Source organism: Tolumonas auensis DSM 9187, assembly GCF_000023065.1.
Taxonomy (GTDB): Bacteria; Pseudomonadota; Gammaproteobacteria; order Enterobacterales; family Aeromonadaceae; genus Tolumonas; species Tolumonas auensis.
In genome coordinates, this window is sequence record NC_012691.1 from 1678827 (window position 1) to 1700444 (window position 21618).

Sequence of the window (21618 nt, forward strand, 5' to 3'; positions counted from 1 at the left end):
TTAAAAAATGAAATATTTATCTTTAATGATTTTTAATAAATTTATCAATGCGTTACATATTTACTGTTTATCTTAATTTTTGTGAAACTGTCATTTTATTTCGGCGAAGAGATAAATCGGGAGCATCAGTGATCGCTATGGAGAAAAATGTTTCAAATAATATAGCCAGAGGGATACTAAAACTGCTGGAATTACATGATGTTGACACAAAGAAAATACCTGAAAAATGCGGAATAAGTAGTTATGAGCTTGAAAGCAACGGGGGAAGGCTTTCAGAAGATCAACACTATAGATTTTTGATTGAAGCTGAAAAGCATAACCAATTTTTGACTGAGGATATGCTGGAGCACTGCATCTCATTTGGCACTGTAAATTTAAGCTATAACACGTATCCCGACCTATTGGGCTTTTGCCTTAATCAGACATCAGCAACTGATGCAGTTAATGGATTTATTGATAACAGAATAGTAATTGGAAATTGTGATTCTGTTATTTTGACCCGGGGGGAAGAAAAAACCAGGATTGAATATATCAACAGCGGCCCTGGCCAGATCGGGAATCAATCTGCAATTGGTAATTTTATGATGTTGTATAGTTTAATAAAGACATACGTACCAATCAATAACATCAAGATAGGGTTTTCCGGAGAAAGACATGAGAAAAAAGGGCTGTTAAATACTTTTTTTGAAAGTAAATGTGTATTTGACAGCAACATGAATTATATGTTGATCGATAATGATTTACTGGATGCAAAAGCAGAATCCTTTAATGAAAAACTTCATTCAATACAAAAAACAAATTTAAATAGTAAAAAGATCGAGTTGGAGCATACAAAATCACTATCAAGTTTGGTCATGAATTTAATTGAGAACTCAATAAAAATAATAAGATCAGAGTCTGAAAGCAGCATTATGAATGATGTATGCTCAAATTTAAGAATGAGTCGGTGGACACTAAATGAAAAGTTAAAATATGAAAGAACCACTTTTACCGAACTCTTAAAAAGCGTCAGAGTAAATATGGCTTGTAAGCTACTCACTGAAACAACGACAAGCATACAAGAGATAAGTGAATTGATTTGTTTTTCTTCACAATCCGTATTCTCACGATTCTTTAAATTGAACTTAAATGTCTCTCCATTGGCATACAGAAATAGATACAAATGTTAACAATCAGCCAAGCCAAAGATAATTTTGATTTCGCTTATTTGCCACCCGGTTTCCCGCTACTTCCCGCAGGATTTATGCATCCTATGCATAAGTCTTAGTGTCTCTGACGCCTTTATTTCTGCGTCTGTCAGTCCGACAATAGTGCTGAACTGATCAGCACACACTTAAAAGAGACAACAACACAACGATAAGGTGACAAAAATGGAATACGTTAAGCTCGGTAATACAGGATTAGATGTATCACGTATTTGTCTGGGATGTATGGGCTTTGGCGATCCCAATAAGTGGGTGCACAGTTGGGTTCTTCAGGAAGAGGACAGCCGGATCATCATCAAAAAAGCGCTGGAATTGGGCATCAATTTTTTTGATACCGCAAATGTCTACTCGCTGGGTGCAAGCGAAGAAATACTGGGCCGCGCCATCAGAGATTATGCAAACCGGGATGAAGTCGTTGTTGCGACTAAAATTCATGGCCAGATGCATCAAGGCCCGAATGGCAAGGGGCTATCCCGTAAAGCCATCATGAGTGAGCTGGATAAAAGCCTGAAACGCCTTGAGATGGATTATGTCGATCTCTATATCATTCACCGGTGGGATTACAATACGCCAATCGAAGAAACCATGGCGGCACTGCATGATGTCGTGAAATCAGGCAAAGTACGTTATATTGGCGCTTCCGCTATGTATGCATGGCAATTCCATAAAGCACAAAATATCGCCGAAAAAAATGGCTGGACGCGTTTTGTGTCGATGCAAAATCATCTGAATCTTATTTATCGTGAAGAAGAACGTGAAATGATCCCGCTGTGCAGAGATCAGCAAATCGCAATTACACCTTATAGCCCGCTGGCTTCAGGGCGATTAACTCGTGACTGGACGGCAGAAGCAACGAAACGTTCAGAGTCAGATAAAATCGCAATGAGTAAATATGATGCAACGGTAGATGCTGACAGAACAGTGATTGAACGGCTAGCTGAAATTGCGGAAAAAAGAGATGTTCCACGTACTCATATCGCTCTGGCATGGCTGCTGCAAAAACAACCGGTGGTCGCACCAATCATCGGAGCCACTAAAATTTCTCATCTGGAAACGGCAATTGGTTCACTGTCGCTGAAATTAACCGCAGAAGAAATTGACTATATGGAAGCGCCTTACGTTCCGCATAATATTGTTGGCCATAACTAGTTAGTAAATAAAGAGCCAACCAGATGGTTGGCTCAATGTAAAAATTTTCCGGAAGATGCCATCACACTTAAATGCGCTATAAAAAGCATTTATATACACTTTTATGCGCGTATATATGTAGATTTTATCATTTTAACGCGCCAATAAATGTAATAAATACTCCGGTTACGGAACTCAAATCATTGATCAATGACCATCAGATCTGCATCCAAAGAAACCATGTAAGCACGTTCAGTTAGCGACCAGTTTTTCTCTGAATACTCAACTCCGCCAAGGACTAATAGATACGGAACTTCGTCAGTCGGAGCTTCAGTACATTGGATTAATTTTTGCTCCAATAACCAACTCAAACTTTTTAATATTTCGCTTTGGGAAAATTCATCGAAGAGCGCATCACAAACCAAGTCATCGACACTAATTTGTTTTTCTTGCCTCATCCAGTGAATAATGGCTGCGGTACAATGATTAATATACATACAGATCCTTGCTACAAAAAATGCAACAAATGAATCCTGCCATCCTAAAATTTGACAGGCTACAGTACTCATCCAGTAATCTTAGTTCATGAACCATCATACGGATCACGCTACGTGAAAAAGCTGCATCTAAAGTACTAAACCCTGCCGCAGGCCACTGTGGCTCGTTAACCAAATAACACAAATCTGCGCAAAATCATTCACAAACGGCTCTGCATTTGTCATTCTGATAAACAAATGTGTATACCTGTCAGAAGTATGGGGAAGGGATGTCGCAACCAGCTTCGATTCATAATGAAAACAGCAACTTTTATGAGGTAAAAATGCAAATTGACCCGATTGCTGCTGTAAGTCTTCTCGTTGCAGTTGCTGCACTGGTTTTCAGTATTGTTAGTTTTCGCCGCTCTGAACAACTGAATACCCAAGTGGCGTTACAAACACATCTGGCTGAACAGAAAAATGCGATTAAGAAAATCTGGCATGAGAGCAAACCGGTTATTGAGCAGATAAGCCAGATATTGGGCAGCGGATATTGCTTAACCGACATAGGAAAAACCCTAAATTCAGTAGAATCAAAATCGGAATACGCCGAAGGTCGGCCATTACGTCATCATTTTTACGATCTGTATTCGGATTGTTTTTTACAAGTTGAAGATGCTATTACTGCACCTGAACCGCATAAAGAAGTTCGGTTAGTCGTTTCGCTATTAAATATAGTTTATGAGGGCGATATTCAGCCGCTTTTGTCTGGTAAAACACCCAAAAACGACTTCAAAACCTTCGATATTTTACATACCAAAAGTGGCGCAAGAAAATATGCTGTTCTGAGCAGAATCAGCAGAAAAGATCGTGAATTGTTCTATAAACAGATTGTCAATAAAACGACTGAGGCTTTCTGTGTTTACACAATCCATAAATCAAAGATTGACGGTTGGTTGAGTGAATTAGAAATTGTAAAAATTGACAACGAACTAGATAACTTCAAAATTAATCAAAACAGCAAATTACAACGTCGTTTTAACATCATGTTCAATATGCTTTCATTCTTCCAATCAATGGAACTGGAATATCTCGTCAGACCTTACGAAACAAGAGACGTCGATGCAGGATGTATTCTTCATGGAGCAGTAACTTTGTATCTGTTTAGCAAGCTGGCCGAAGCATATATGCAAGGGGATTATCAGAAAATAGAGCAATAATGTCATCATCAACATTATGTTAAATTTAATCATGAACTGGAATACTATACTGAATAGCAGGCACGAGAACAACTTTGACACAGGCTGTTTATTACACAGCGCCGTGATGATGAATCTATTTGGCAAGCTGGCAAAGCAATACATTTCCTGAAAGACACAATATCAAAGAAGATAAAGACATTAGGTAACATACAATAGGCTCAAAACCAGATCACGCTACGTAAAAAAGTGGGAAGAACCATAGCCAAATTCTGAAACTTTTCACGTAGGAACGCGGCACATAAGGACGCTAAGTGAGACAACCCGGATGAAAACAGAGTTTTATCGAAAGAACACAGTTTTGTGGCGAATTTATAAGGAAGGCACAAAAGGCTAGGCATGCATCTTTTAACTTAGATAGTTAATTTAACATAATATACATTATGCGAAATCAATTATACCTTGTAATACAATGTTTTTCCACAGATTTCATCCTTCGGGTCACAATGATTACTGAGGTTACCATGTCACACACTGATAATGCATGAACAAATTCACGGATTCAGCAACAGCATTTGCAGCAAAACATCGTGCGCCAAATCAGCCCGAATGTGACACAGAAGCCGCAGCCCGTTGCTCGCATTGGTGAAGCATCACAGCTCAGTGCGCAGGAAAATAAGGAAAGAAACTGCAACTTGGCAATTCTCCGCTATTCACAAACTAATTCAGCAGAAGATAAACAACAGGTTTATAAGCTGTGCCCTGAAGAATAATAATATGAGATTCGACTTAACTCATTGATCTAATGCCGATAAATTGCGTTATCGGCATCGTGATTATTATATGTAATTTATAGCTATACTCAGGTAAGGATATCCAGGGCGATCATATCTATGCGGACCAGAATACCTCTCTATGTTCATATCGCGACCCTATTTCTCTTGCTATTCCTGGTATTAGGCTTCTCTCTGGTCTTTCAGGGATACCGGCAGACCCTCTCCGGCAACTTTGCGCATGAAAGACAGAATTTTGCTCACCAAAGCGCAGAAGTTGAACAATCACTGCAGCTGACCATCCGTCCGGTAAGCACTTCCCTACTGTTATACAGTCGCTCTCGTGCCGTAACAGCGCAAACATTAGAGCAGCGCCTTTCGGAATTGCCGCAACTCACTGAACTATTACGCAGTAACGAAGCTGTATCTGCTGTTTATATTGGCTACAACAATGGTGATTTTTTCCTGATCCGAAAACTCACTATTCAGGCGCAACAGGCACTCCAGAAAAAAGCACCTGAAAATGCCCATTTTCTGGTGCAAAGCATTGATAGTTCTCAGGGCAAATCTGAAGGCATCTTCCTTTTTTATGATGCGCAATTACGGCTGCTGGAATCCCGCGCGATGCCTGACTATGTCTTTGATCCACGGAGTCGGATCTGGTATCAGGATGCACAGCAGCATTCCGGGGTTGTCATGGCCCGCCCCTATATTTTCTATACCACGCAGGAACCGGGAAGTACGCTGGCGATCAAGGCAGATTCAGGTAATGCAGTAATCGGTGCAGATCTCAGTATGCAGAATTTGTCACAACTGCTGGCCAATATGCCGCGCCCGCAAGGTAGTGAACTGGTTATGTTTGATGATGAAGGGCAATTAATTGCGGCAGCCCGGGAGCTCACTGGCAATGTGAAAGATAGTCATACCCTGCCCCGGCTTGATTTGCTTAACGTTCCTATCCTGAAAAAACTGTATGAGGAAATGCCGAAGCAGAAACCAGCAATTGGAACGCAACAAGAATTAGACCTGCAACTGACCGATGATGCCCGCTGGATCGGTTATCTGACCGCCATGCCATCCGGTAGTGAACATACCTACTATCTGAGTTTGCTACTTCCCACCGACTCACTTTATGCACCAGCCAGAAACAACGCTCTGGAAAGTACTTACGTAACCCTATTTATGCTGCTGATTATGTTGCCTTGCGTCTGGTATGTCGCAAAACACACCGCACGTCCGTTATCGGCGTTGAAACAAAGTATTGAAGCTATCCGGAATTTCGATTTTGAAGAGGAAATTAAACCCCTGTCACGCATTCTGGAAATCAATGAATTAGCGGATGCAATGACCAGTATGCGGCTGACCATCCATAACTTTATTTCGATCGACAAAGCGTTAGTAGCTGAACACAAATTTGACCCTCTTTTGACCCGTATTCTGCAGGAGACGCTCAAGGTGGTCGCAGCCAGCGGTGGCGTGATTTATCTGCGGCAAGATAAAGACAAACGCATGGAACCGGTTCGGGCTCTGTGGCAACAAAATGAAATATCCGGGCTTTCCGGGTTCTCGTTGTCCGGGGAACAGGAACATTCGTTACGACCAGCCATCAATGGTCGTCAGGTCGCTCATCTGCTGGACGAAGCCTCCTGGCGGCGTGATTTTATGCCTCTGGCTCCCTTTGATGAACGTTACCTGTTAGTCGCCGAACCATTACTGAGTCGCCGAAAGGAAGTTATCGGCATTCTCGTCGTTGTGTTACTTCGCAACCGCGAAGCACGTGATATTAATGCGAGGATCAACCTGATTAGCGCGCTTGCCGGAACGTCAGCAGTCGCTATTGAAACCCAGCGATTAATCGAAGAGCAGAAACATTTACTGGAGTCGTTCATTGAACTGGTTGCCGGCGCAATCGACGCGAAAAGTGCTTATACGGGCGGACACTGCCAGCGCGTACCTGAATTAACACGCATGCTTGCACAGGCAGCCTGTGAACAACACGAAGGTCCGTTTACTGATTTTAATCTTGATGACGAACAATGGGAGGAACTACATATAGCCAGTTGGTTGCACGACTGCGGTAAAGTCACAACACCTGAATATGTCGTGGATAAAGCCACAAAACTGGAAATGCTTTACGACAGGATCCATGAAATCCGGATGCGTTTTGAAGTGCTGAAACGCGATGCCCATATTGCAGCACTGAATGAACAGTTGTCTGAGGCACAACGGCAAACCATCTCTGATTCTCTGCAATCCCTCTGGAAAGAACTGGATGAAGAATTTACGTTTGTTGCTGAGTGTAATCTGGGTAGCGAAGTTATGGCCACAGATCGACTTGAACGTCTTCGCCAGATAGCAAACCGTAAATGGATGCGGACGCTGGATGATCGTTTAGGTGTGTCGTATGAAGAGTTGCAGCGCAAAATGCAGGTTCAGGAGCAAACGCTCCCCTGCATGGAGCCATTGCTTTCTGATCGCCCGGAACATCTCATCCCCCGGCCAGTATCAGAACAACTCTCCAGTGACAACCCTTGGGGATTCAGGGTGCAGGTTCCGGAATATCTCTATAACCGCGGCGAGTTGTATAACCTGTCAGTGACTCACGGCACACTGACCGATGAAGAACGTTACAAGATAAACCAGCATATTATCCAGACCATCATAATGCTCAGTAAGCTGCCATTCCCGCAGCATCTGAAAAATGTACCTGAGATTGCCGGCGGTCATCATGAAAAAATGGATGGTAGCGGTTATCCGAAACGCCTTGTGCGCGATGAGCTGAGCATCCCCGCCAGAATGATCGCCATCGCCGATATTTTTGAAGCCCTGACAGCCAGTGATCGACCTTATAAACCGGGCAAAACAACAAGTGAAGCACTTCGGATTATGCAACGGATGGTGCAAAATAATCACATCGATCGCGAGCTGTTTGTTCTGTTTGTACAAAGCGGGATCTGGCGTGTTTATGCCGAACATTTTCTGCTACCGGAGCAACGTACTCCTGTTGATCAGGAGGAACTGCTGGCGGGTATTACCGCAGATCGCCCAGCCGGTTGATCAGTTTACCTGCTGCGGTTTCATGTCGTTCCGTTTTAGTGGTATGCAGATATTGTGATGTCGTATCGATACTGTCATGTCCGGCATCCGCCTGCACATGCGACAGTGGCCGGCCATTCAGATTAATGTCATGTGTAATCCCCGTATGACGAATACTGTGCGGCGTCATTTGCCGCATTTCCTGCGCGTCTTGCTCAAATCCATCATCCAGCGCCGAATCTGCGGCGGTCTGGATCAGATGATTGATCTCATCGCGGAGCTGCCGGATCCCTAAATTAGCATTCCGTAAGCCCACATCACGACCACGCCCAGCCGCTTTGTGACGCATGAATAATGGCGTATTTTCGTTCGGTGCCGGTAACGCAGCTAACCCCAGATATTCCCGGTAACGTTTCAGTGCACTCAATAATTGATTGGAAACCGCAACGGTCCGGCGTTTTCCACCTTTACTGACCGGAATAAAAAATCCCCAGACACCACTGTGACTATCACGCCGGAATTGGCCCATCACAGGAGAAAAACCAGGTCTGGCCGCGACTTCTGAAATGCGCAGATAACAGCTGTACATCAAACTCACCAGAAACAGCGTCCGCTCATGCAGATCCGGCTGTTCAGCTGCCATGTTCTCTGCGGCAGACATAATGTAAGACCACTGTAGTTCACTGAAGGCTTTGATGTTTTCATCATCATCCAGACTACGCGATTTCATCGGTTGTGACGCGAAACGGCTGTGTTTCATCCACATCATGGCCGGATTGCGCTCGGTATATTCCTCATTAATCAGATAACCATAAAATGATGATAATATTGCCATTTTTGTCTTTAATGCTTTATCACTCAGACGATATGGCAACACCTGTCCGTTATCTTTTTTCCCCAGGAATGGTCGCCATAAAGGATTAGGCGCCCGTTCTCCCCATTCTTTAATCGTGACAAATTGAGCAACGTTACGATATGCGATTAATTCAGCCGGCGGATCAAGACAGTAATCAACATACCGGTTCATCATACGGCGATTAATTTCAGCGACTGAAATGCCTTCAACATCAAAACACCAATGCAGAAATGTGGTTAATTCGCTGCGGTAAGTTTTGTAATTATTCTCGTTGAAACGTTGTTCCGACAGCCAGTCGACCGCATGTTCATAGACCAGCGCAGCATCATTTACCTGGTTAATCGTGATGGCGGCTAAATGCTGATTAATGTTTGGGTTGCCTTCATCCAAATATTGAAAGGCATCAAACAATGGGATAACCGGCGGTAGATTTTGCATGACAGACTCTGATTATTTCTTATATTTTCATTATATATCAATGAGCTGATGCAATACCGGTAAATTGCGTTATCTGCGTTAACATCCGGATCCGCCGCCAGAAATAAAATGTTATGATGTCCTTTAAGCTATATGGTTTTCACTCGATTATTTCAATAATACAGCCGGAGTTCCCCCAGCATGTTTCAACACGTAGACATCTACCCAGGCGACCCTATCCTCTCGCTGGTAGATACTTTCAAAAAAGATCCCCGCTCCCATAAAGTTAATCTCGGTATTGGCATTTATTACGATGAAGCCGGCAATATTCCGGTTTTAGGTTCAGTACAAAAGGCTGAAACAGAAATCGCACAAAAAATCACTCCTCGTCCCTACCTTCCAATGGAAGGCGCAACTGATTACCGCACAGCGGTACAGGAATTATTGTGGGGCGTGGATCATGACGCATTAAAAGCGGGCCGCATTACCACGATCCAGACACTGGGTGGCTCTGGAGCCCTGAAAGTCGGTGCTGATTTCCTGCATCGCTACTTCCCGCAAAGTGAAGTCTGGGTAAGCGATCCAACCTGGGATAACCATCATGCTATTTTCCAGGGTGCCGGTATCAATACGCATACTTATCCTTACTATGATGAAACTACCGGTGGTGTTCGTTTTGCTGACATGCTGGAAACCTTCCGCCAGTTACCGCTGAAAAGCATCATTCTGATGCATCCTTGCTGTCATAACCCGACCGGTGTTGATCTTTCCCGCGCACAATGGGAAGAGCTGCTGCCGGTTATCACAGAACGCGAGCTGATCCCATTCCTGGATATTGCCTATCAGGGTTTTGGTGACAGCATTGTCGAAGATACTTTTGCAGTACGCATGCTGACTGACGCTAAGATCAGTTTCTTTGTCAGTAACTCCTTCTCTAAAAACCTGTCTCTTTACAGCGAACGCTGCGGCGGTTTATCGGTAGTTTGCCCGAATGCTGAAGAAGCTGATCGCGTGCTGGGCCAACTGAAATTGACCGTTCGCAAAATCTACTCCAGTCCGCCAAGTCATGGTGCACAAGTTGTAGCTTCAGTGCTGACTCAACCTGAACTGCGTGCTGCATGGGAGCAGGAAGTTTCGGAGATGCGTGAACGTATCAAAGCAATGCGCCAGAAACTCTATGAAACCCTGACCGCGAAAGTACCAGGCAAAGACTTTAGCTACATGATCACACAACGTGGCATGTTCAGTTACACCGGTTTGACACCGGAACAAGTTGATCGTCTGCGTGAAGAATTTGCGGTTTATCTGGTCAGAACCGGTCGTATGTGCGTGGCTGGTCTGAATACCCGCAATGTTGAATATGTGGCCAATTCCATGGCAGCAGTGTTACAAGACTAATCGGTATATGTAATAAATTGCCGGAATGCCGCTTCAGAATGCGGGTTCCGGCACTCCTCGATGTCAAACAAATAAAGTTGTCACAATCTTATTCCAATTTTATCCACCGAAATTGTGGATAACATCTGAGATCCACCCTGCCCTGATTTTCACTTTCATCTGCCAACCTCTAAAACCTTTCTAAAAAATCGAAAGATAAGAGCTATTTTTTGCTATTTTATTCTCATAAATAGACTGTAAAGTGTTTATTAAGGCGCTAGGCCACTACTGAGGAATAAATAATGAGCAACGTTTTAGTGATTCAATCAAGCATTCTGGGGTCTTACTCACAATCAGCTAAGCTGCTGGACAATTTTGCTGTTGAGTGGAAACAAAAACACCCAACCGACAATATCGTTATTCGTGATCTGGCAGCAGAGCCATTACCAGTGCTGGATGGTGAAATCATTGCTGCATTAGGCGGTAATGGTGAATTGAATGAGCGCCAGAAAGCTGCCGCTGAACTGTCACTTAACCTGATTGAAGAAGTAAAAACAGCTGATTACGTCGCGATTGCTGTACCAATGTATAACTTCGGTATTCCGGTTCAGCTGAAAACCTGGATCGACCTGATTTGTCGTGCCGGTGTGACGTTCTCTTACACTGAAAACGGCCCGCAGGGTCTGCTTGTTGGTAAGAAAGTGCTGGTTGTGACCACTACTGGCGGTGCGCACCGCAATACAGCAACTGATCTGGCCCTGGCTCATATTCAGGCAGTACTGAGTCTGGTAGGTCTGAATGATATCTCTGTTGCTTATGCTGAAACACTGAACATGGGTCCTGAAGCGCAGGAACGTGGTCTGGCTGAAGCAACAAAAGCAATTCAGGCATTTATTGCTGCACATTAATTAATGTTATGCTGAGGGAAGTCATTCTTTCCTCAGCATTTTTTTATGACCACAATCTCAGCTCTGTCTTTCCGCTCTGCAATCGAAACCTATATTCGTCAACATGCCCTTCCGGTCGATAAATACAGTCATCAACCCCGTCTCTATGCTCTGACACAAGCGCTGGCGCAATCAGAAAATCTCGCTTTTGACGATGACATTTTGCATGCCGCTGTCTGGTTACATGATCTTGGTGTGTTTGAAGGTCACAGACCTGCCAGTCCTGAATTGCTGGCCAAATGGGATAATGTCGCTTATGCCTGTCAGGTGATCCCGGCTTTACTCACTGGCTGGAATTTTCCGGCTGAAAAAATCCCGGCTGTAATTTATGCCATTGAGCAACATGCAGCCCCTTGCCGTCCGGTTTCACCTGAAGCAGTTCTCCTGCATGATGCCGATATACTCGAGCAATTGGGCTCAGTGGGTATCATGAGGACACTTTGCAAAGTCGGACGCGACACCCGTTACGCCACTCATGGCCTGGCAGTAAAAGTGCTCGAATCGGCACTGCAACTACCCGACTTTCTGCTGCTACCTGCCGCAAAAACACAGGCTGAAAAGCGAATAACAACGCTGCAGCAGTTTTTATCCTCACTTTCAGATGAAACTTTTGGTGTTTCATATTAAAAATATTATAAGCTTCTGCAAAGCAGATCACAGGAGATGGGGGATTTATTTGACCAACATCTACCTTTAAAAAATTAATAAATGGTTATATACGCTTGTGTCGATGAAGTTAAAAACTCCAGATACAGGTGGTGAACGTCAGCATAATCAATTACATAAATATACTGTCATTCGTATCATGAGCACCTTTAGTGACGAGAAGCATTTTATGCATCCAAGACATTCGGTTATTTTAGAACTGGTAAACAGCACGGGACGGATCAGTGTTGCTGATTTATCCATGCAACTCGGTGTTTCAGAAGTGACAGTCCGGCAGGATTTGACGCAACTGGAAAATCAGGGTTTTCTGAAGCGGGTACACGGTGCGGCCACCGTACTTGATAGTGAAGATCCGGAACATCGCTTGTGGGCCAACAGTAAAGTGAAACAAGACATTGCCAGTTACGCCTACTCGCTCATCAATCGTGATGATTGTGTGCTTATCGAAGGTGGCAGCGTTAATGTCATGCTGGCAAAGTTGCTGGCAGATCGTTCAGACATCACCATCATCACTTCCAGCTCTTATATTGCACACCAGTTACGTACCAGCAAGGCCGAAATAATACTTCTGGGCGGACAGTATCAACCCAGCAGCGAAAGTCTGGTGGGACCATTAACCCGTTTATGCATTGAACATGTACATTTCAGCAAAGCATTTATCGGTGTGGATGGTTTTGATATTCAAACCGGATTCACCAACCGGAATATGATGCGTGCTGATATTGCTAACGCCATTCTGAACAAACATCAGGATGTCTTTGTACTGACCGATTCCAGCAAGTTCGGACGAATTCATACCGCACCAATTGGCCCGACTTCACTCATCAAGCATGTCGTTACAGATAAAAATGCGCCTGATGAATCTTTGCAATGGCTCACCCGGCAAGGGGTGCAGGTTCATATCATCTGAGATCAAAATGAAAAAGCCCCTTCCGGGGCTTTAATTTTAATCCTGATCAATCCGACTGGCGACAGCGCCTTGCTGACTTTTATATTTCGCATTCGTCCGCTTGTTGTATGGCCGTGCCGCAGAACCTGACATTGTTTCAAAGTTCAGTGCACCGATCACCATTCCCGGACGCAGAGCCAGCGGTAAACGACCGCCGTTATAAAACTCCAGCACGATTCTGCCAGACCAGCCCGGATCAATACGGTGTGCAGTCACATGCACCATTAATCCCAGACGGGCCAGTGATGAACGACCGTCCAGCCAGCCAACAATATTGTCTGGCAACGTCACTGACTCGTGAGTCACAGCCAGCGCAAGCTCACCCGGATGAAGAATGAATACTTCGCTATCTTTAATATAGATTTCATCGCTCATCACCCGATCAATAGCGGCAGAAACTTCTTCTTTAGGGCCACTCAGATCAATATAAGGTGCGGTATGAGCCTGAAAAACACGGAATTCATTACCAAGCAACACATCAACACTGACACCACTGATACGTGAACTGTCAGGACGCGGCTCAATCACGATTTTACCTTCTTCAAGGTGCTGCTCTATGTCGCGATCACAAAGACGCATGTTTTCTCCAGAATAAATAATCAGCTCAGTAATAAATGACGGATACGCGATTTCAGCATTTCAATCGCGATACGGTTACGGCCACCGCGCGGGATAATAATATCGGCATATTGTTTCGATGGCTCAATAAATTGTAAAAACATTGGTCGTACCGTTTTCTGGTACTGCTCCAGCACAGAGTCCATGGTTCTGCCACGTTCCTGAACATCCCGGGCCAGACGACGAACCAGACAGATATCCAGCGGCGTATCCATAAAAATACTGACATTCAGTAATTTACGCAGGGCCGAATCATTCAGCAGCAGAATACCTTCCAGAATAATGATCCGCTTTGGTGTGAAGCGAATGGTCTGGTCAGTCCGCGTATGCTCGGAATAAGAATAGGTCGGAATATCAACCGCCTTCCCTGCCATTAACTGCTTCAGATGTTCTGCCAGCAGTGCATGATCAAACGCTGCCGGATGGTCATAGTTCGTTTTAATACGTTCAGCCATGGGTAAATGGCTTTGATCTTTGTAATAGCAATCTTCTGTGATCACGCCGATCTGATCTTCACCCAGCTCAGCGGTTAGTTCATTGTATATTGTTCTGGCGATCAGACTTTTACCTGACGCGGATGCACCGGCAATACCTATTATCACGCAGTCAGGATTTGTATCAGACATGGACAGATCTCTTTTTGCTATTTCAAGCGGCGCATTATATATAAATCACCGCCTGAAATAACATGTCATTACTTAGCTATTCACGGTAAAAATGGTGCTTGGTTCCGTTTTTCCTGAAAAATAAAGCGAAGAAGCTATTTTTCTCGCAATCCGCTTATAAGTGCCTGCCAGTTTACCCGTCGGCTCTGCCGCAACAATTGGTGTCCCGTCATCCGATTTTTCCCGGATCTGAATATGCAACGGTATCTGACCAAGCAATTCAATACCGTACTGTTCAGCCACTTTGATGCCGCCACCTTCACCAAAAATTTTCTCTTTATGGCCGCATTTACTGCAGATGTGATAACTCATATTTTCAATGACGCCCAATACCGGAATATTCACTTTTTCAAACATGGATATCCCCTTCCGGGCATCAATTAACGCCAGATCCTGCGGTGTAGTGATCACAATAGCGGCCGTCGTCGGCACTTGTTGTGCGATTGTCAGCTGAATATCACCGGTTCCGGGCGGTAAATCGACTACCAGGTAATCAAGTTCTCCCCAGCGGGTGTCATACAAAATCTGTGATAATGCTTTGCTGGCCATCGGGCCACGCCAAACCGCAGCCTCGGTCTCTGGCACCAGAAAGCCGATACTATTACAAACTATCGAATGTGCCTTTACCGGACGCATATGTTTTTCATCAATAATCTCAGGGTGCGCCCCAGCCTTGCCAAGCAGCACAGGAATAGATGGGCCATAAATATCCGCATCCAGTAATCCGACTTTTGCCCCTTCCTGATGTAAGGCCAATGCCAGATTCACCGCCGTCGTTGATTTCCCGACTCCGCCTTTACCAGAACTAACCGCAATAATATTTCTTACACCCGGAATAGCCGGAACACTGTTTTTACGGGCAATTGTTTCAACCTGAACATCGAACTGCCACCACACCCGGCTGATATCGGCGACCTGACGAATCCGCTCATCCAGCAATTCTTTGATCTCGTTTTCCCATGACAAACCGGCAAATGGCAACTGAATGTGTATATACAGTTTGCGATCAATAAGTTCTGTTTTTTTTACAAAACCGGCAGACAGTAAATCTTTATCCCATGATGCAGGTTTAAACTCACTTAACAACTGGCGTACAGTTTCAATCACAAAGACCCCCTTGAATGGAGAAAATCATCTATTAATGCATGAGATAAAAGGCATTGAGCCTAGGCAGTCAGCGCTTAATTCAGGTAACATTGCCATTATTTCCATTCAAAACAAAGTCCGAACACTATGTCTAGCGCATCAAGAAATATTCTGGTCACCTGTGCCTTACCTTACGCCAACGGTTCTATTCATCTCGGTCATATGCTGGAACACGTCCAGGCAGATATCTGGGTTCGTTTTCAACGCATGCGCGGGCATAACATTCATTTCATCTGTGCTGACGATGCGCATGGCACGCCAATCATGCTTAAAGCGCAACAACTCGGTATCACACCGGAAGAGATGATCGCCGCGGTATCGCAGGAACATCAGACCGATTTCGCCGGTTTCAAAATCAGTTTCGACAACTATCACTCTACCCACAGCGATGAAAACCGTTATTTCTCTGAATTGATTTATACGAAGCTGAAAGATAATGGGTTCATTAAGAGCAAGACTATTTCTCAGCTGTATGATCCTGAAAAAAACATGTTCCTGCCGGATCGCTTTGTAAAAGGTACTTGTCCGAAATGTAAGGCTGTAGATCAATACGGTGATAACTGTGAAGTTTGTGGTGCAACTTATAGCCCGACTGAACTGATCAATCCGAAATCTGCGGTTTCTGGTGCCACACCAGTAATGAAAGAAACTGAACACTTCTTCTTCGACCTGCCACAATTCGCTGACATGCTGCAGGCATGGACGACGTCCGGAGCCCTGCAGGAAGAGATTTCGAACAAACTGAACGAATGGTTCACTTCTGGTTTACATCAGTGGGATATCACCCGTGATGCGCCTTATTTCGGTTTTGAAATTCCGGGCGCACCGGGCAAATTCTTCTATGTATGGCTGGATGCACCAATCGGTTACATGGGTTCTTTCAAAAACCTGTGCGACAAACGTGGCGATATCGATTTTGACGCCTTCTGGAGTCAGAACAGTGATGCCGAGCTATATCACTTCATCGGTAAAGACATCGTTTACTTCCACAGCCTGTTCTGGCCTGCGATGCTGGACGGTGCCGGCTTCCGCAAACCAAGCAATATATTCGTGCATGGTTATGTGACCGTGAATGGCGCGAAAATGTCCAAATCCCGCGGCACGTTCATTAAAGCCTCAACCTATCTGCAACATCTGGATCCGGAATGTCTGCGCTATTACTACGCAGCCAAACTGAACAACCGTATCGACGATCTGGATCTGAATCTGGATGATTTCGTTGCGCGCGTTAACAGCGATGTCGTTAACAAACTGGTTAACCTGGCATCCCGTACTGCCGGTTTCATCACCAAACGTCTGGACGGTAAACTGGCTGACACCCTGTCTGAGCCAGCGCTGTATGCTACTTTTACCTCAGCCAGTGAACGCATTGCGGAAGCTTACGAAAATCGTGAATTTAGCCGCGCCATTCGTGAAATCATGGCATTAGCTGATGAAGCTAACCGTTATGTTGATGAAAAAGCACCTTGGGTTATCGCCAAGCAGGAAGGTCAGGAAGCTGAGCTGTCTGCCGTATGCTCCACTACACTTAACTTGTTCCGTGTACTGATGACGTACCTGAAACCGGTTATGCCAGAACTGGCTGCCCGCGCCGAAGCATTCCTGAATGTGACACTGAACTGGAATGATATTGAACAGCCATTGCTGGCACACAATGTTGCCCCGTTCAAAGCACTGTTTAACCGTATTGATCCAGTTAAAGTGACGGCAATGGTTGATGCATCAAAAGAAGAACAGCAAACTGCAGCACCGAAAGCGACGGGTCCGCTGGCTGATGAACCGATTGCACCGGAAATCACCTATGACGATTTCGCAAAACTGGATCTGCGTATAGCGCTGATCAAGAAAGCAGAAGCTGTACCGGAAGCAGATAAACTGCTGCGTCTGCAGCTTGATCTGGGCGGTGAAGTTCGTCAGGTATTTGCTGGTATCAAGTCAGCATATTCCCCTGAACAACTCGAAGGTAAGCTGACGGTGATGGTTGCTAACCTGGCACCGCGTAAAATGCGTTTTGGTATGTCTGAAGGTATGGTGCTGGCAGCCGGCCCAGGCGGAAAAGATCTGTTTATTCTCGAACCTAATGCAGGCGCAAAACCTGGCATGCGTGTGAAATAACAAGGACATAACATGAAATTAAAAACACTGGCTACCGTTTTATTAGGCGGAATGCTCTCTTTCAGCACCATCGCGGCTGAAATGACTAAAACTGAAGTTGAAAAAATAGTGCGTGAATATCTGGTATCAAATCCGGAAATTCTGATTGAGATGTCAAATGGGCTGCGTGCCAAACAGGAAATGCAGCAGGATGAAACAGATAAAGCATTACTGAAAAAACATGCTGATCAGCTTTTCCGGCAAAAAGATGATCCGGCAACAGGCAATGCTAAAGGCACTCTGACTATTGTTGAGTTTGTTGACTATAACTGCGGTTATTGCAAACGTTCAGCGCCTTTGGTTCAGGCGTTGCTGAAAAAGGACCAGGATATTCGTTACATCTATAAAGAATTTCCTATCCTGAGCGATACCTCCGTTTACGCATCTAAAGCGGCGCTGGCCGTGAATGCGCTGTTCCCGGAAAAATATGCGGCCTTCCACGATGCGTTGATGTCGCACAGTGGCGCATTTAAAACTAATGACGATATTGCTCTCGTTGCTAAAAACCTGGGTCTGGACTGGGACAAAATTGCAGAAAAAGCAAAAGATCCGGCCATTGAAAGTAAAATTGCCACCAACCATGCGCTGGCCCGGACATTGAACATTACCGGCACACCTGCATTTATAATCGGCGATCAATTGTTACGTGGCGCGCCACAGACATTAGAGATGCTGGAAACAAGTGTTAAACAGGCTCGTGGTAAATAATTACTCACATCCTTGAGCGAGGCATTCTGTCTCGCTCTTTTTACCTTTTATCTAAGGTGTTCTGTGAATCAGCTAAATCTTGATCTTGCCGCATTTATGCGGGAATTCTGGCAAAAAAAACCGACTGTTTTACGTGGTGCCTACGCCCCTTTTACTGATCCGATCACGCCGGATGAACTGGCCGGATTAGCCACCGAAGAACAGGTTGAAAGCCGTCTGGTAACTTTTGCTGATGGTAAATGGACTGCGGAACATGGGCCGTTTGATGATTACAGCCAGCTTGGTGAAAGTCACTGGGCATTATTAGTTCAGGCTACTGATCACTGGATCAAGCCTGTCGCTGATCTGATCACCCCCTTCCGTGGCCTGCCGAACTGGCGTATTGATGACGTCATGATCTCCTACTCGGTACCCGGTGGTGGCGTCGGTCCGCATATTGATCAATATGATGTATTTATTATTCAGGGCTCTGGGAGTCGTCGCTGGCGTGTTGGCGCTGATACTCCGGCCGAGCAATTCGTTGCAACACCGGGTTTACTGCATGTTGAGCAGTTTGAGCCGATCATTGATGTTGAACTTCAATCGGGCGACATACTCTATATTCCGCCTGGATTCCCGCACGATGGTTATGCCATTACCGAAGCCATGAGTTACTCCATTGGTTACCGGGCACCGAATCAGCAGGATCTGTTTTCTTCCTTCGCTGATTTCCTGTTACAGGAAAATGCAGGACAAGTACGTTATACCGATCCGAAACGGGAACTGACTAAAACGCCGGGGCTGGTGACGAATAAAGACGTGAATGATTTACGTGATCTGATGCGAACGCTGCTACACGATGAGCAACTGTTCTCAAAATGGCTCGGTACGAATCTGAGTCAGGCAAAACATGAACTGAACATTCTGTCGCAGGAATGGGATCTGATCCCGGATGAATTACTCCCGGCTTTAGAAGCTGAGGATGAGTTGTATCGTCTGGGCGGACTGCGCTGTCTCTATTTCGCCGCATTGCCTGACTGCTGTTTCGTCAATGGCGAACAGTTACAAATCCCGGAAGGCGGTCGTGCATTAGCGCATCTGATGTGTAACAGCACAGTGCTGACACACAAAGAATTACAACCTTATCTGGACAACCCAATCCTGGTGGATTGGATCTGTTACTGGTTCAATCAGGGATACTGGTATCTGGCTTCCGATGCCGAAGAGTAATTCATTGCTCTGCCCCGGCATCTGAACCTGACCGACCCAGTCTAATTCAGTAAATAACGAACAGCGGTGCGCATATTCGATGCGCGCCCTTTTACATCCCCCCGACAGTCACAGGCTAGAAACTCACTGCCGGCTGCATCGATCTTCACCTCACCAACCCGGCATGGCCAGCCACGGGAATCCTGCTGACGAATCATCCACTGCTGACCAACGCGTTCTTCTGCGAATACGCCCGGATAAACCTCATTACCTACATAAAATCCATTAACAAAAACACTCATAATGCGCTCCTGTGGACTGATGTCGCTGAAGTACAATCTACTGTATCTTTATACAGTATAGCAAGTATATTTTGTATCTCCGTTCTCAGATTTAGATGCACCAAACAAAAGCAATTCATTCGTTCCACTGTCAAACCAATCAGGTTTTGGCATTAAATCATCTGGAATAGCGCTCTTATGCAGGATAAACAAACAGTATTTATCGGTTTCATCATGATGTGCGTTTGTTTTTCACACCAAACTTGCGATTTTATGGTGCACAGATACCCAAAACAGGTCGTTGACAAAATATTTTGGCCACGAGCATTTAAATTTAACTAACTGATTAACATGGAGATTTTGTTTTTGGTTCCGGGTTGGCACATCCTTTGTAATACGTAGATGTCGTGATTGAGATCACATAACAATACAGAGGAACTGTCATGCAAAAGGACACTGCTGCACCGGGGCTGAAACGTACACTCGGTAAATTCCATTTATGGGGTATCGCCGTTGGTCTGGTTATTTCCGGCGAATATTTTGGCTGGAGCTATGGCTGGGCCCAGGCCGGAACATTAGGTTTCATGGTCACCGCCGTACTGATCGCAACCATGTATACGGCTTTCATTTTCAGCTTCACTGAATTAACCACCTCTATTCCGCATGCAGGCGGTCCATTCGCCTATGCGTATCGTGCTTTTGGTCCGGTCGGTGGTTATATTGCCGGGTTTGCAACGCTGATTGAATTCGTATTTGCTCCGCCCGCGATTGCCATGGCAATTGGTGCCTATCTGAATGTGCAGTTTCCGGCCATTGACCCCAAATTGATCGCGGTAAGTGCTTACATTGTATTTATGGCGTTGAATATTGTCGGGGTCAGCATCGCCGCAACCTTCGAATTATGCGTAACCATTCTGGCCATTGTTGAATTGCTGGTCTTCATGGGCGTTGTCTCTCCCGGCTTCTCTATCACTAATTTTGTTGCTAATGGCTGGGCCGGTAGCAATGAATTCTCAGTCAGTGCTGTTTCTGGCATCTTTGCCGCCATTCCGTTTGCAATCTGGTTTTTCCTGGCCATTGAAGGCGCAGCGATGGCAGCGGAAGAAGCAAAAGATCCAAAGAAAACGATTCCGATTGCATTCATCTCCGGCATTCTGACCCTGGTTGTTCTGGCTATCGGCGTTATGATCTTTGCAGGTGGTGCTGGTGACTGGAGTAAACTTGCCAATATCAACGATCCTCTGCCTCAGGCAATGAAAATGATCGTCGGTGATTCCAGCGGCTGGTTACATATGCTGGTCTGGTTAGGCCTGTTTGGTCTGATTGCCTCTTTCCACGGCATCATCATGGGCTATTCCCGTCAGATTTTTGCACTGGCACGTGCTGGTTTTCTGCCAAAACCACTGGCTGCAATCAATAGCCGTTTCCAGACCCCTCACTGGGCTATTCTGGCGGGTGGTGTCGTTGGTATTGCCGCTATTTTCTCTGACAATCTGATTGTGATTGGCGGTTTGCCATTAACCGCAAACATCGTAACCATGTCAGTGTTCGGTGCCATCGTTATGTACATCATCTCTATGGCTGCACTGTTTAAACTGCGTCGGACAGAACCAAATCTGGAACGTCCGTTCTTTGCCCCACTCTATCCTTTTGCTCCGGCTTTAGCGCTTGTACTGGCGGTACTGTGTCTGGTTGCCATGATTTATTACAACACACTGCTGTCATTAATCTTTGCAGGACTTTTTGTTGCCGGTTTCATTTACTTCAAAGCAACACACAGCACAGATGAAATGCAGGACGGTAATGAATTGCTACAGGCTCAGGGTTAG

General features: G+C 45.2%; 19 protein-coding genes. 13 read left to right on the forward strand and 6 right to left on the reverse strand.

Features of this window, described 5'->3' with window-relative positions; genetic code table 11:
* Positions 1-137: 137 nt before the first annotated feature.
* Both TOLA_RS07725 and TOLA_RS07730 read left to right on the forward strand, forming a co-directional pair.
* The gene (locus TOLA_RS07725; protein ID WP_245534240.1) at positions 138-1169 is read left to right on the forward strand and encodes an AraC family transcriptional regulator; all 1032 of its coding nucleotides are present in this window, start codon (positions 138-140) and stop codon (positions 1167-1169) included.
* 201 nt (positions 1170-1370) lie between these two features.
* Entirely contained in the window at positions 1371-2354 is a 984-nt protein-coding gene (locus TOLA_RS07730) for an aldo/keto reductase (RefSeq protein WP_015878602.1), read from the forward strand.
* Positions 2355-2533: 179 nt separating this feature from the next.
* Here TOLA_RS07730 and TOLA_RS07735 read toward each other — a convergent pair whose 3' ends face one another.
* Positions 2534-2902 carry a hypothetical protein gene (locus tag TOLA_RS07735; protein WP_148210432.1) on the reverse strand — a complete coding sequence of 123 codons (369 nt, stop codon included), beginning with the start codon at positions 2900-2902 and terminating at the stop codon, positions 2534-2536.
* A 197-nt stretch (positions 2903-3099) separates the two neighbouring features.
* On the opposite strand from TOLA_RS07735, the gene TOLA_RS07740 reads away from it, so the two are divergent.
* The 3 genes from TOLA_RS07740 (at position 3100) to TOLA_RS07750 (ending at position 7838) form a co-directional block, all read left to right on the forward strand.
* Positions 3100-4029: a hypothetical protein gene (locus TOLA_RS07740; protein ID WP_041609493.1), complete on the forward strand. Its 930-nt coding sequence runs from the start codon at positions 3100-3102 to the stop codon at positions 4027-4029.
* A 554-nt stretch (positions 4030-4583) separates the two neighbouring features.
* Positions 4584-4781: a hypothetical protein gene (locus TOLA_RS07745; RefSeq protein WP_041609494.1), complete on the forward strand. Its 198-nt coding sequence runs from the start codon at positions 4584-4586 to the stop codon at positions 4779-4781.
* Between the two features lie 120 nt (positions 4782-4901).
* A complete protein-coding gene (locus tag TOLA_RS07750; protein ID WP_015878605.1) occupies positions 4902-7838 on the forward strand; it encodes an HD domain-containing phosphohydrolase in 2937 nt (978 codons plus the stop codon).
* Here TOLA_RS07750 and TOLA_RS07755 read toward each other — a convergent pair.
* The gene (locus TOLA_RS07755) at positions 7813-9111 is read right to left on the reverse strand and encodes a tyrosine-type recombinase/integrase (protein WP_015878606.1); all 1299 of its coding nucleotides are present in this window, start codon (positions 9109-9111) and stop codon (positions 7813-7815) included. The two genes, TOLA_RS07750 and TOLA_RS07755, sit on opposite strands and share 26 nt — an antisense overlap.
* Positions 9112-9291: 180 nt before the next feature.
* Between TOLA_RS07755 and TOLA_RS07760 the strand changes: the two genes are divergently transcribed.
* The 4 genes from TOLA_RS07760 to TOLA_RS07775 all read left to right on the forward strand — a co-directional run bounded on the left by TOLA_RS07760 (position 9292) and on the right by TOLA_RS07775 (position 12990).
* Positions 9292-10488, forward strand: coding sequence for an amino acid aminotransferase (locus TOLA_RS07760; protein ID WP_015878607.1), 1197 nt, complete (start codon positions 9292-9294; stop codon positions 10486-10488).
* Between the two features lie 281 nt (positions 10489-10769).
* A complete protein-coding gene (locus TOLA_RS07765; RefSeq protein ID WP_015878608.1) occupies positions 10770-11375 on the forward strand; it encodes an NAD(P)H-dependent oxidoreductase in 606 nt (201 codons plus the stop codon).
* A gap of 45 nt (positions 11376-11420) precedes the next feature.
* On the forward strand, positions 11421-12041 hold the full coding sequence (locus tag TOLA_RS07770; protein WP_015878609.1) for an HD domain-containing protein: 621 nt from the start codon (positions 11421-11423) through the stop codon (positions 12039-12041).
* Positions 12042-12249: 208 nt separating this feature from the next.
* Complete coding sequence (locus TOLA_RS07775) at positions 12250-12990, forward strand: DeoR/GlpR family DNA-binding transcription regulator (protein WP_015878610.1); 741 nt, start codon at positions 12250-12252, stop codon at positions 12988-12990.
* A 36-nt stretch (positions 12991-13026) separates the two neighbouring features.
* Here TOLA_RS07775 and dcd read toward each other — a convergent pair whose 3' ends face one another.
* The 3 genes from dcd to apbC all read right to left on the reverse strand — a co-directional run bounded on the left by dcd (position 13027) and on the right by apbC (position 15419).
* The gene (gene dcd, locus TOLA_RS07780; RefSeq protein WP_015878611.1) at positions 13027-13608 is read right to left on the reverse strand and encodes a dCTP deaminase; all 582 of its coding nucleotides are present in this window, start codon (positions 13606-13608) and stop codon (positions 13027-13029) included.
* A gap of 20 nt (positions 13609-13628) precedes the next feature.
* Positions 13629-14273, reverse strand: coding sequence for a uridine kinase (udk, locus tag TOLA_RS07785; protein WP_015878612.1), 645 nt, complete (start codon positions 14271-14273; stop codon positions 13629-13631).
* A gap of 72 nt (positions 14274-14345) precedes the next feature.
* The gene (gene apbC, locus TOLA_RS07790) at positions 14346-15419 is read right to left on the reverse strand and encodes an iron-sulfur cluster carrier protein ApbC (protein ID WP_015878613.1); all 1074 of its coding nucleotides are present in this window, start codon (positions 15417-15419) and stop codon (positions 14346-14348) included.
* A gap of 126 nt (positions 15420-15545) precedes the next feature.
* Here apbC and metG point away from each other — a divergent pair, with 126 nt between their 5' ends.
* From metG to TOLA_RS07805, 3 genes are all read left to right on the forward strand, one after another.
* Positions 15546-17573, forward strand: coding sequence for a methionine--tRNA ligase (gene metG / locus TOLA_RS07795; RefSeq protein WP_015878614.1), 2028 nt, complete (start codon positions 15546-15548; stop codon positions 17571-17573).
* Positions 17574-17585: 12 nt separating this feature from the next.
* Positions 17586-18320: a DsbA family protein gene (locus TOLA_RS07800; RefSeq protein ID WP_015878615.1), complete on the forward strand. Its 735-nt coding sequence runs from the start codon at positions 17586-17588 to the stop codon at positions 18318-18320.
* Between the two features lie 63 nt (positions 18321-18383).
* Positions 18384-19529, forward strand: coding sequence for a ribosomal protein uL16 3-hydroxylase (locus TOLA_RS07805; RefSeq protein WP_015878616.1), 1146 nt, complete (start codon positions 18384-18386; stop codon positions 19527-19529).
* A 41-nt stretch (positions 19530-19570) separates the two neighbouring features.
* On the opposite strand, the gene TOLA_RS07810 is transcribed toward TOLA_RS07805, so the two are convergent.
* Positions 19571-19810 carry a hypothetical protein gene (locus tag TOLA_RS07810; RefSeq protein WP_015878617.1) on the reverse strand — a complete coding sequence of 80 codons (240 nt, stop codon included), beginning with the start codon at positions 19808-19810 and terminating at the stop codon, positions 19571-19573.
* A 422-nt stretch (positions 19811-20232) separates the two neighbouring features.
* Here TOLA_RS07810 and eat point away from each other — a divergent pair, with 422 nt between their 5' ends.
* Positions 20233-21618, forward strand: a complete 1386-nt coding sequence (eat, locus tag TOLA_RS07815) for an ethanolamine permease (RefSeq protein WP_015878618.1) — start codon at positions 20233-20235, stop codon at positions 21616-21618.